General features: G+C 68.7%; 10 protein-coding genes. 5 read left to right on the top strand and 5 right to left on the bottom strand.

Annotated features, from left to right (window positions below; all coding sequences use genetic code 11):
* Positions 1-39: 39 nt before the first annotated feature.
* Positions 40-2,838, top strand: a complete 2,799-nt coding sequence (locus tag NJ1_RS10555) for an ATP-binding protein (RefSeq protein ID WP_067691611.1) — start codon at positions 40-42, stop codon at positions 2,836-2,838.
* Positions 2,839-2,929: 91 nt separating this feature from the next.
* On the opposite strand, the gene NJ1_RS10550 is transcribed toward NJ1_RS10555, so the two are convergent.
* From NJ1_RS10550 to NJ1_RS10540, 3 genes are all read right to left on the bottom strand, one after another.
* A complete protein-coding gene (locus NJ1_RS10550) occupies positions 2,930-3,598 on the bottom strand; it encodes a respiratory nitrate reductase subunit gamma (protein ID WP_067691108.1) in 669 nt (222 codons plus the stop codon).
* Positions 3,599-3,905: 307 nt separating this feature from the next.
* A complete protein-coding gene (locus NJ1_RS10545) occupies positions 3,906-5,099 on the bottom strand; it encodes a cation:proton antiporter (RefSeq protein ID WP_067691098.1) in 1,194 nt (397 codons plus the stop codon).
* Positions 5,100-5,104: 5 nt separating this feature from the next.
* Positions 5,105-5,587, bottom strand: a complete 483-nt coding sequence (locus NJ1_RS10540; protein WP_067691089.1) for a cation:proton antiporter regulatory subunit — start codon at positions 5,585-5,587, stop codon at positions 5,105-5,107.
* Between the two features lie 469 nt (positions 5,588-6,056).
* On the opposite strand from NJ1_RS10540, the gene NJ1_RS10535 reads away from it, so the two are divergent.
* The 3 genes from NJ1_RS10535 to NJ1_RS10525 all read left to right on the top strand — a co-directional run bounded on the left by NJ1_RS10535 (position 6,057) and on the right by NJ1_RS10525 (position 9,081).
* Positions 6,057-6,923 (top strand): alpha/beta fold hydrolase, encoded by an 867-nt coding sequence (locus NJ1_RS10535; protein ID WP_084477995.1) that lies wholly within the window; start codon positions 6,057-6,059, stop codon positions 6,921-6,923.
* A 199-nt stretch (positions 6,924-7,122) separates the two neighbouring features.
* Positions 7,123-8,280: a fatty acid desaturase family protein gene (locus NJ1_RS10530; protein WP_245717322.1), complete on the top strand. Its 1,158-nt coding sequence runs from the start codon at positions 7,123-7,125 to the stop codon at positions 8,278-8,280.
* A 207-nt stretch (positions 8,281-8,487) separates the two neighbouring features.
* Complete coding sequence (locus NJ1_RS10525) at positions 8,488-9,081, top strand: hypothetical protein (protein WP_067691086.1); 594 nt, start codon at positions 8,488-8,490, stop codon at positions 9,079-9,081.
* Positions 9,082-9,189: 108 nt separating this feature from the next.
* Here the strand turns inward: NJ1_RS10525 and NJ1_RS10520 are convergent, their stop codons facing one another.
* Positions 9,190-9,771: a TetR/AcrR family transcriptional regulator gene (locus tag NJ1_RS10520; protein ID WP_067691082.1), complete on the bottom strand. Its 582-nt coding sequence runs from the start codon at positions 9,769-9,771 to the stop codon at positions 9,190-9,192.
* A 117-nt stretch (positions 9,772-9,888) separates the two neighbouring features.
* Between NJ1_RS10520 and NJ1_RS10515 the strand changes: the two genes are divergently transcribed.
* On the top strand, positions 9,889-10,695 hold the full coding sequence (locus NJ1_RS10515; RefSeq protein ID WP_067691079.1) for a class I SAM-dependent methyltransferase: 807 nt from the start codon (positions 9,889-9,891) through the stop codon (positions 10,693-10,695).
* 102 nt (positions 10,696-10,797) lie between these two features.
* Here NJ1_RS10515 and NJ1_RS10510 read toward each other — a convergent pair whose 3' ends face one another.
* Positions 10,798-11,793 carry a sigma-70 family RNA polymerase sigma factor gene (locus NJ1_RS10510; protein ID WP_067691076.1) on the bottom strand — a complete coding sequence of 332 codons (996 nt, stop codon included), beginning with the start codon at positions 11,791-11,793 and terminating at the stop codon, positions 10,798-10,800.
* Positions 11,794-11,824: the final 31 nt, after the last annotated feature.

Below are 11,824 nucleotides of genomic sequence, written 5' to 3'. Positions count from 1 at the left end.
ACAGTTTGAACGCGAGGCGGATACGGCAGAATGGACGCCATGACGGCGACGGTGGAGATCTCGGCACGCGAAGCCGAAGTGCTGACTCTGGTGGGGGAGCACCTCAGCAACGCGGAGATCGCCGCGCGGTTGTTCATCTCGGTGCGCACGGTCGAGAGTCACGTCTCCTCACTGCTGCGCAAACTGGAGGTCTCCGACCGCCGGGCACTGGCCCAGCACGCCTCCGCGCCGGCGCGGCCCGATCGGTCGTCTCGGCCGCCGGTGCTGCCGGTGCCGCTGACCTCGTTCATCGGCCGGGTTCCCGAGCGCGCCGAACTCGGTGAGCTGCTGCGGAACCACCGCCAGGTGACCTCCGTCGGCCCCGGCGGGGTGGGCAAGACCCGGCTCGCGCTGGCCGTGGCCGCCGAGGCGGCCGACGAGTTCTCCGATGGAGTGTGGTTCGTGGACCTGGTGCCGATCACCAGTCCCGATACCTGCGTCGTGGCCGGAACGGTCGCCGTCGCGCTGGGCATCGGCGAGCAGCCCGGCCGCGGTATGGACGATTCGGTGGTCGCGGCGCTCTCGGACCGTCACGCCCTGCTGGTGCTGGACAACTGCGAGCATGTGCGAGATGGCGTGGCGCCCTTCATCGAACGTCTGCTCGCGGCCTGCCCGCGGCTGACGGTGCTGGCCACCAGCCGTGCCCGGCTGATGGTGCCGTTCGAGCGCGTCTACACGGTTCCGCCGATGTCGCTGACGGGCGAGGGCGATTCCGATGCCGTCGCGCTGTTCATGGATCGCGCGGCGGCGGGCGGATGGCCGCCCAATCACGCACTGCGGGATCAGGTTTCGGCTTTCTGCGGACGGCTCGACGGGGTGGCGCTGGCGATCGAGCTGGCAGCCGCCCGATGGACCACCCTGGGATTGGACGGTCTCACCGCGGGCCTGACCGATCAGCTGCGGATGCTCTCGGGCGGCGCGCGCGCCGAGGACCGGCATCGCTCGGTGCGCGCGGCGCTGGACTGGAGTCATGCCCTGCTCGAGCCCGAGGACCGGGTGCTGCTGCGCCGGATCTCGGTGTTCTCCAAGTCCTTCTCCGCCGAGGCGGCGGCGAAGGTGGCCGCGGCGGATCGCGCGGTGGTCGCGGACGGACTCGCCCGGCTGGTGGAACAGAGCCTGTTGGTGGTGACGGCCGCGCCCACCGGAACCGAATACCGTGCGCTGGAAACGATTCGGCAGTACGGGACCGAGCAGCTCGCCGAGGCCGGTGAACTGCAGGACACCCGCTCCCGGCACCTGCTGTGGTGTCTGGACGCGGGCGCGGACCTGGCCGAGGTCGGCGCGGACTGGCGGCCGCGATTCGACGCGGTGGCCGACGATCTGCGGGTCGCCATGGCCTGGGCCGGAGAACAGCCGCAGCAGCGCGCGCAGGCGCATCGCCTCGCCCGATGCCTGGCGGAGTCGACCTTCACCCGCCACCTGCTCGGTGAATCCCAGTGGCGCTTCGAGCAGGCGGGCGCGCTGGCGGACGATCCGGCCGTGACCGCCACGATGCTGCGGCACGCGGCGGCGGTGGCCGGATGCCAGATGAACGGTGACGACATGTACCGGCTGCACCGCGCGGCCGGGGACGCGGCGCGTGCGGCGCGCGACAGTGGCGGCGCCGCGGTCGATCTCGCGACCGCGGTCAGCAACGCGTACCGGTTCTCGAGCAAGTTCGTCCGCGATCTGCCCACGCAGGAGGCCGACGCGCTCATCGACGAGGCGCGGGAACTGGCCGGGACCGACCCGGCCGCGCAGGCCGCGGTCGCGCTGGCCGAGGCGGGCCGGGCACTCACCGTGGCCTTCGCCGCCGGGGCCGACTCCGAAGACGTTGTGCGAGAAACGATCGCGTGCGCGGAACACGCGGTCGAGCTCGCCCACCGCACCGGCGACCCGCTCGCCGAATCCGCCGCGCTCGACACTCTCACCGGTGCGCAGAGCTGGGCCGGCGACACCTTCGCGGCGGCGGCCACCGCCCGACGTCGCATGACCCTGCTCAAATCCGCGCCCGACACGCCCGCCGGCACCCACGAGGTCATCGAGGCGCTGGGCGAGGCGACCGAGGCGAGTCTCGGCGCGGGCGATCTGCGCGGCGCCCGGAAATGGGCGCGCCGACTCGCGGATCACCCGCTGCTGGCCGAGGTCGGGCACCGCGCGATGAGCGCGCTACTGGTGGCCGACGCGCTCTCGGGCAATATCGATGAAATCGACACGGCGAGTGAGCGTTTCCTGGAAGCCTGGCAGCGTGCGGGCAGTCCCGCCAGATCGGTGCTGGGTCCGGCGGCGGCGGGGGTGGCGATGATCCACGCGCTGCGCGAGGACGATGCGGTGCAGGCGCAGTGGGACGCGATCGTGCGCCGCCTGGACAGCTCGCCCGCGAACACCAGCGGCTACGGTGCGGTCTTCGACGTGATGACACTGCTGCACTTCGGTCAGGCGCGCGACGCGTTCGAGCGGGCGGCGCCCGAACCCGGCGAGGTGTGGATCTCGGTCACCTGGGTGTGGTTGCACTGGTACGTCGCCCTGCGCGCGGAAGCCGCTGTGCTGGCGCGGGATTCCGAGGCCGCGGACCGGGTGACCGAAGCCCGCGCCACCGTCGCGGGAAACCCCGTCGTCGCCGCCATCGTCGAGCGGGCACAGGCGCTGCTCGATGCGGACGAGACACGGTTGCTCGCCATGGCCGCCCTGTTCGACGCCGCGGGTTGCCGCTATCAGTGGGCCCGCACCCTGGTGCTCGCCGGAGGCGAGGAGGCCGTTCGCGGCGCGGCCGTGCTCGCCGAGCTCGGACTGGCTCCCATGGTTCGGGTCGCGCTCTAGAGATCCGCTCTCCACGGCGCGGACCTGCCGATTCGGCTGGGCAGCATGTCGATTCGCGGCGGTGACGCCGCCGCGACCGAGGCCGCGCGGATCAGCCCGGAACGGGGTCGCGCGGGCGGGTGAGGCGGGGGAGCCTGCGCAGGAGCTGCAGGCTCGGAATCGTGAAGATGCCCGCCAGCCGGGTGTACGGCCAGATGGCGATGAGGATCATGATGATGATGCCGCGGCACTGGTACAGCACCGGGGCATGCTGCATCACCTCCGGTTCGGGGTGCAGGGTGACCAGGGACCTGACCCAGGTGAACAGGGTTTCGGCGGTGCGGTAGCGGCTGTCGGTGGAGGTCGGGTCGAACGCCACCAGGACCGCGGACACCATGGCGGCCACCACGATCGGGAGGGTGGCCCGGTCCAGCGGGGTCACGCGGGAGCGGATGTCCGCGGCGATGAGGGGCGGAATCAGAATCAGTCCCGCGCCGACGATCGCCATCGGCACCGCGAGGAACTGCAGGGTCACCAGCAGGGACTGAATGCTCGGCGCCGGGCGCGAATGCGGTCCGGAGGCAATCACTTCGGTGATCCGGACGCTCAACAGGATCAGAGCCCCGACCCGGAAAGTCCGGATGCCGAAGATTTGCGCGGAGTCGGTGTGGGGTCCGTAGAGGGCGCCGAGGAAGCGGTCGTGCCGATAACGCCACATATGGCCCACGACGCAGGAAAGGACAGCGGCGCAGGGAAGTACGACCCACAGCGCATACATCATGATTCGACTTCCTCGTCCATTCCGAACCCGTGGTTGCCGGATCACTGTCGCACGGACATCGCCGTGAGGAAAGAGGCGAAGTTATCGAACCTGTATAGAAGTTTCTGTCGTGATTTCATGCCATCCGGTATGCGGACGGTGTAAGGCAGCTCGAATGCGACAGCCAGTGCTTGTTGGCGTACCGCGCGTTCGGGTCGACGACGAGTGGCGCCGAAATCCGCTGCGCCCATCGTACTTCGGTGATCATCGGTCCTCCGGGAATCGGTGGCGGCGGGTGCGCGATGCGTGATTTGCCCTGTGGCGCTTCTCAGTTCAGCGTGACCGGCGTGGGCTTGCGGCGGGCGTCGATCCAGAACAGGAGTGGCTCGACGATGCGGGCGGCGATGGGACCCAGCACGGCCATCAGCAGGACGTAGGTGGTGGCCAAGGCGGCGAAGGTGGGCGGGACCGCGCCCGCCGAGACGGCCAGTCCGGCGATGACGATGGAGAATTCGCCGTGGGCGACGAGGGCGGCGCCGGCGCGGGCGCGGCCGTTGCGGGAGGCTCCCGCGCGTTTGGCGGCCCACCAGCCGGTCAGCACCTTGGTCGTGACGGTGACGAAGGCGAGGATCACCGCCCAGCCCAGTACCGGCGGGATGCTGGCGGGGTCGGTGGTGAGGCCGAACAGCACGAAGAACAGGGCCGCGAACAGATCGCGCAGCGGTTCGAGAATCTTCAGGGCGCTGTGGGCGGTGGAGCCGGAGATCGCGATGCCGAGCAGGAACGCGCCGACCGCCGCCGACACCTGCAGCGCCGAGGCGACGCCCGCGACCAGCAGGGCGGAGCCGAGCAGCTTGAGCAGGAAGATCTCGCGGTCCTCGCTGTCGACGATCATCGAGACGTAGCGGCCGTAGCGCAGTGCCACCACCAGCACGATCGTGACCGCGGTCAGGGCGATGCCGAGAGTTTGAACACCCGCGGCGAATCCGGCGCCGGCGAGCAACGCGGTCAGCACCGGCAGATACCCGGCCATCACCAGATCCTCGAACACCAGGATCGACAGGATGGTCGGGGTCTCGCGGTTGCCGACCCGGCCGAGATCGCCGAGCACCTTGGCCACGATCCCGGAGGAGGAGATATAGGTGACACCGGCCATGGCCACCGCCCCGACCGGCCCCCAGCCGAGAATGAGCGCGACCGCGACGCCGGGGGTGGCGTTCAACACCAGATCCAGCACACCCGCCGCCCATGAATTGCGCAGTCCGGTGACCAATTCACCGGCGGTGTACTCCAATCCGAGCAGGAGCAACAGCAGGACCACGCCGATTTCACTGGCGAGGTGAATGAACTGGTCCACATGATCCAGTTCGATGAGTCCGCCCTTGCCGAAAACCAATCCGCCGATCAGATACAGCGGAATCGGAGACAATCCGATACGCGCTGCCACTCTGCCCAGCAAGCCCAAGCCGAAAAAGACCGCGCCCAGCTGTATCAGCGCGAGCGCGGTTTCGTGTGCCACCATCTATCTCAGCCGTCCGTCAAAATTCTGGCGGCAGCCGTCAGGCCTTCCGCGGTACCAACAACAACCAAGACATCACCAGCGGTGAAGACGAACTCGGGGCCCGGTGAGGGGACCGCGTGCCCGGCGCGCATGACCGCGACGATCGACGCCGAGGTCCGGGTCCGGATCTGGGTGTCACCCAACCGGCGCCCGTCATAGGGGGATCGAAGGCGGATCGGCATCTGCCGCGTCGTGACGCCCTCGAGTTCGCGGTGCTCCTGCTGCAACTGGGCAACCAACTGCGGTGCGCCGAGCAGATTCGCCAATACCGCGGCTTCGTGTTCGGACAGCGGAATCTGATCGCTGGCATCCGGATTTCCCGGTTTGCTCACGATCAAATCCAGTGTGCCGTCCTTGTAATCGATAATGCCCACGCGACGACGTGAGCCGGACAATGAAAACTCTTTGCGTACACCGATACCGGGCAGCTGTGTAACCTCGACGTTCACGCCACCACCCTAACGGCGGCCGTCGATGCGCCCGATGCCCCGCCGTCTACCAGCGGATAGTGACCGATCACGGCATTCGGCGGACAGGTGTCGACGCCGGCACGCATCGCGAATCGGTGCGGAATATCAGTGCTGCGGAGAAAAATTCGTCTGTACTCGACTGGGCCCGCGAGAAAGGCAGGGCATCTTCGAATACGCAGAGTGCGCGAGTGCCACCGGACAATCTCCTTTCGGTCGATCCATCATGAACGAACTCGTCGAGTCCGTGCCGACCAGACTTCCCGGCTCCCCTGCCCGTAAGGATGCCGTAAAGATGCTGGCGAAGCAAATCGAAAGTGCCGGAAGACGTGCTATAGCGAGATCGAATGAGCTTGTGTGGCAGCCGAATTCATCTCGAGCGGCGGGCCGGGATGTGCTGATATACGCTGCCTGCGCGAGACCGGAGCGGGGACCCATGGCGAAACATTCGATGGTAGAGACGGTTTCGCGCGATGTGCGCCGTCGCCGGCGGCGGTTGCTTGCCCTGTCGATCGTGCTCGGGCTCGCGGGATTGCTGGCCGTGAACACCGTGTCGGTGCTGCGGCAGACCGCCCCGGCCGTGGGCGATCACATCGTGCGGCTCGAGGCCGGCGATCTGCGGGTGATCGAGGACGGACCCCGGTCCGCGCCGGCCCTGCTGCTGATTCACGGTGACGCCGGTTCGCTGAGGTGGTGGGATCCCGTCGTGCCGCGACTTTCGGCGGATCATCACATTGTCCGGATCGATCTGCTCGGATACGGCGAGTCGGCGAAGCCGGACACCGGCTACGACATGCCCGCACAGGGTCGACGGGTCGCCGCGGTTCTGGACCGGCTGGGTATCGACCGGGCGATCGTGGTCGGATACGAGCTGGGCGGGGTGGTCGCCACCGCGCTCGCGGAGCAGCGCCCCGGTCTGGTCGCGGCGCTCGCCCTCATCGACACCGCTCCCAGTGACGCCGCCGTGCTGGATCCGACGCTGGGTGATCGGCTGATGCCGGTGCCGGTCATCGGTGAAGTGGTGTGGCGCCTGCGGGCTCATCGGGGAATGACGTATCGATCGTTCACCGAATCGCCGAAGGAGTCCGCCCGCTATCGGTTCGAACGTCCGCTGCCGAATCGTCTTGCCGGGCTCGGTCTTCCGCTGTTGGTCATCTACGGTGCCGAGGACGCGCGACTGCGCACGGACTCCGCGCGGGATTATTCCTCGGTGCCCGGCGCGCGGGTCGAGACGCTCCCCGGAGCGCTCGCGGACGATCCGCAACCGGCGCTGGATCTGGTGCGGGGTTTCTCCGACGCCGTCGGCGTGCGCCGATAGCCGGACCCGATCGCAGGTGGGCGGTCTCGGCGCATCGGAACTCGGTCGACACACCGCGCACCCGGGTCTCGGACACGCCTCGAAATCGCCCGAACCCGAACTGTTCCGACGGCGTGGGTTCGGTGTTCGATTCGGGCGGCTAGGTTTAGGGCATGCCGACACAATTCCCGAGTGGCGCAGTACCGCCGGAGGCAAGCACGTGACACTGACCGAGTCGGTGGTTCTGGACGCGCCGCCGCGCGATTCCGGGACGACCACCGCCGACCGAGACGAACTTTTCGCCGCTCCGGACAGCGCGACGACGCTCTCCGACCTGCTGATCGACGCCGAGCCGCAGCCGCAGGCGGTTCCCGCCGCCGAGGGGCGCGCGCACGAGCGCGGCAGTGAATACGCCGGGCTGATGCTGCAGGTCCGCCGGGCCGGGCTGCTACATCGGCACCTGGGCAACTACGCCGGGCGGATCGCCGCCATCGCGACGGCGTTCACGGGCGGCTGGGCGGCCTTCGTCCTGCTCGGGGACACCTGGTGGCAGCTGGTCACCGCGGCGTTCCTGGCCGCGGTGTTCGCACAGCTCGCGTTCCTCGGGCACGACGCCGGGCATCAGCAGGTCTTCCGCACCCGCAAGGCCAATTACCTGCTCGGCCTGATCGTCGGAAATCTGGCCGCCGGGTTGAGCATCGGCTGGTGGGTGAACAACCACAACAAACATCACGCCAACCCCAATACCGAGGGCGCGGACCCCGACATCATGGGCATCCTGGCGCATTCGAGCGAACGCGCCCGCACCGGTCGGGGCTGGCGCGGATTCATCTTCCGCAACCAGGCGTGGCTGTTCTTCCCGATGCTGACCCTGGAAGCGGGGAGTCTGCACGGCGCGAGCGTGAAAGCCGTAGTGCGGCGCACGATTCCGAACTGGCGTCTCGAGGGCGGGCTTCTGGCCGTGCACATGGCCGGCGTGGTCGGGATGGCCTTCCTGGTGCTGTCGCCGGGCAAGGCGCTGGTGTTCCTCGCGGTGCAGCAGGGCCTGTTCGGGCTGTACATGGGTTGCACGTTCGCGCCCAATCACAAGGGCATGGAGGTGCTGGAAACCCCCGGGTCCGTGGATTTCCTGCGTCGCCAGGTGCTGACCTCGCGCAATGTGCGCGGTGGCTGGTTCACCGATGCGGCGCTGGGCGCTCTGAACTATCAGATCGAGCATCACCTGTTCCCGTCGATGCCGCGCTCGAATCTGCGGCACGCGCGCCCGATCGTCATCGCCTACTGTGCCGAGCTCGGGGTGCCGTACTGCGAGACGAGCCTGCTCGAGTCGTACGGTCAGGCGCTGCGTCACCTGCACGCTGTGGGCCGCGAGCACTGAGAATCGCGCGCACCGAGAATTCGGCCGGGCCGGACCGACCTTCGAGCCGTCGAGCGGGACGGTGATCGTCTCGTCCGGTCGGCCTCGGTCCCGGCGGATCGGATCGTCGTGCGGGGCGCGGCCGGTCGCGCGTCCCGGCCGGCGTCCCCGACGGTGGCCATCGATTCGTTGACCGGCACGAGGCCGGGGTCGGCTTAGAGTCATCCGATGACCGAACAGTGGGATGTGCTGCTCATCGGTGGCGCTTCGGGAGTCGGCAAGAGCCGGGCGGCGGCGGCCGTCGCCCGGCGTACCGGGGCATTCGTGGTGGAGTTCGACGATGTCGTCGGAGCTCTCGAGGTCCTCACGACCCCGGCGCAGTTCCCGGATCTGCACCACTTCGATCAGGACCTGGACTATTCGGAGCTCTCGGTCCAGGACGTGGTGCGAATGCTCGTGGATACCGCCGTCGCGCTGGAGCCCGCGGTGGTGGGCGTGGTGATCAATCGCCTGACGGTGCCGGTGCGCGCGGTGGTCGAGGGTGACTTCCTGACACCGGCGGTGGCGGCCCGGATGGCCAAAGAGGCTGCGGCACAGGGGCGTACGGTGCGCTCGGTATTCTTGCACGAGCGTGACGCCGACCGGATCATGGCCAACTACGCCGAGCGCGAGCCCGACACCGACGAGCAGCGCCATCGCGCCGAGACCAGTGCCCTCTACTCGCGGTGGTTGGCCGAGGAGGCCACGAGTCTGGGTCTGCCGGTGGTCGAATGTCGTCCGTGGGACACACTGCCCGAACGGATTGCGCGCGCGGTCGACTAGGTCGGCGAGAGGTGCGGTCCGGTCCCGAATGCTCTGTCTCCGAAGCGGACTCGCCGAGGGCGGCGGCGGTCACCGCACCCCTCAGTGGATCCTGGGCCGAGTAGGCGGTCAGTCCAGTAGTCCGCGCTCGATGAGCTCGTGTACCCGGCCGATCGCGAACTTCGCGCCGTTCGGATCGGCGGCGAGTGGACCGTCCAGGAGTAGGCAGGCCAATCCGTGCACGGCGGACCAGGCGGCGAGCTCCGCGCCCGGTCTGCGTTCCGCGGACAGCAGTCCGACCGCGTGTAGTTCGTCGAGCACGCCACCGAGAATCGCGAAAGGTTCGGCGCCCGAGTCGGTGCCCTCGGCGGGCGTGGCATGCGCGCCGAACGCGGTGCGGAACAATCCGGGCTGACCGCGCGCGAAATCGATGTACGCGGAGCCGACTGCGTGCAGCCGTTCACGCGGTTCCCGGGCATTGCGCAGGCGCAGGCTCATCTCGGCGGCGAGTTCGGCCCGGGCCCGGCACGCCACCTCGGCCAGGAGCGCCTCGCGGTCGGTGAAGTGCCGGTAGGCGGCGGAGTGTGACACCTGTGCCGTGCGAGCGACCTCGCGCAGCACGACTCGGCCGGGGCCGCCGTGGCGGGCGAGGTCCACGCCCGCGTCGATCAGAGCCGAGCGGAGCGCGCCGTGGTGGTAGGGCTTGCTCATCTGGTCAGGATCGCATATCGCACGAGATGTTGACGGTGGTCACATTGGCTCGCATACTCGTAGACGGGACCGAAGGTCACTTTCCGGTGTGGTACCCATGAGGCGAAAAGTGCTGACATGAATGAAATTTCGACAGGTATGCCCTATTCGGCGGGCGTGTCCCGTCAGGGGATCGAACGGGCGCTGCTCGCCGCGGGTAAGGATCTCGGGACGCTCGGGCCATCGGATCTCGCGCTGGTGGAGGACTTCCACACCATGGGGCGGCTGGCCACCTACGAGCTGGCGGAACTGGCCGGGCTCACCCCGCACAGCAGCGTGCTCGATGCCGGAAGCGGTATCGGCGGGACCGCGCGGTTTCTCGCGGACCGGTACGGCTGCCACGTGACCGCGGTGGATCTGACCTCCGACTACTGCGACACCTCCGAATGGCTCAACGGGCTCGTCGGATTGTCGGATCGGATCACGGTTCGGCAGGGGGACGTCACCGCGCTGCCGTTCCCCGACGGCAGCTTCGACGTCACCTTCAGCCAGCACGTGCAGATGAACGTGCCGGACAAGGACCTGCTCTATCGAGAGGCGCGCCGCACTCTGAATTCCGCTGGCCTCCTGGCGATCTGGGATATTGTCGCGGGCTCGGGCGATCCGGCCTTCCCGTTACCCTGGGCAGAACATCGGGCCCAGAGTCACGTGGTGTCCTCCGAGACATTGCGCCTGTCCATCGACTCGGCGGGCTTCGTGATCGAACGGTGGGACGACCTCACCGATCCGGCCGCGACGACTATGCGGGCGATTCTGGCCTCCCCGCCGAATCCCGTCGGTCTGCACGCCTTCGTCCCGGATTTCGCGGACAAGGCACAGAACCTCACCAATGCCTTGGCGGACGGGACGCTCCGAGTCGTACGGATACTCGCCCGCGCCGCGTGAGAGCTCCCTTCGCGGCACCGGGGCCCTCGGCCGGAGGCCGCGGCCCGGCGCGGTCGGACGCACGACAACGGCTCTGGCAGCGCCGATCTCGACGATCGGCGTTCAGGCCGCGAGCGTGTCGGGCAGTCCGAACGTCGCGACCAGCGTGGAATCCTGGAACTCGACCACCCGGGAGACGCCCGTGGCGGTCACGCCCAACACCACGATCCCGCTCGCGCGCAGCACACCGTCCGACCCCCGGTGGTACACCGCCGCCGCGGGCTGGCCGTTGGCGGTGGTGGCGATCATCCGCCACGTTCCGGGGGCGCCGAGCACGTACGCGGCCAGTAGCTGCAGACACCGCGCCCGCCCCGCCTGCCAGTCGCGGAACGGTGTCGCTTCCAGGAGGGCGTCGACGCGCAGAACCTGTTCCAGGAGAGCGGCATCGGAGTTTTCGAACGCCGCGATGTAGGCATCCAGAAGCGCACGCGCCCGGTGATCGGTCGGTTCGAGCAGACCGTCGTCGACGGGGTGGAGCTCGTTGAGCCGAGCGCGAGCCCGCTGCAGGCCGCTCTTGACCGCCGCGATCGTGATACCGAGGATTTCGGCGGTGTCCGCGGCGGGGAAAGCCAGCACCTCACGCAGCAGCAGGATCGCGCGTTGCCGGGACGGGAGATGTTGCAGGCTCGCGATGAGCGCCAGTCGCACCGACTCGCGGGCCAGCACCACCGTGACCGGATCGTCGGTGGCCGGTGCGATCCACGCGTCGGGAACGGGTTCGAGCCACGAGATCTCGCCCGGCGCAGCGGGAGTCGGCGCACGGGAGGGTCCGTCGTACGGGCCGCCGAGCCCGGAGGGCAACACCCGAACCCGCCGCGACTGCAGCGCTGTGAAGCACACATTGGTGGCGATCCGATACAGCCAGGATCGAACCGAGGCCCGGCCCTCGAACCCCGCGTACGACCGCCACGCCCGCAGATAGGTCTCCTGCACCAGATCCTCGGCATCGTGCGCCGACCCCATCATGCGATAGCAGTGCGCGAGCAGTTCCCGCCGGAACCGCTCGGTGTCGGCGATGAACTCGTTCGGATCGGGCGCCTCCCGCGGTCGCGAGGTCATCCGCCGAGCGTACGCACGCGTATCGCTTTCT

The organism is Nocardia jejuensis NBRC 103114 (genome assembly GCF_001613145.1).
Classification (GTDB): Bacteria; Actinomycetota; Actinomycetes; order Mycobacteriales; family Mycobacteriaceae; genus Nocardia; species Nocardia jejuensis.
This window is presented reverse-complemented; position numbering and strand designations above follow the sequence as displayed.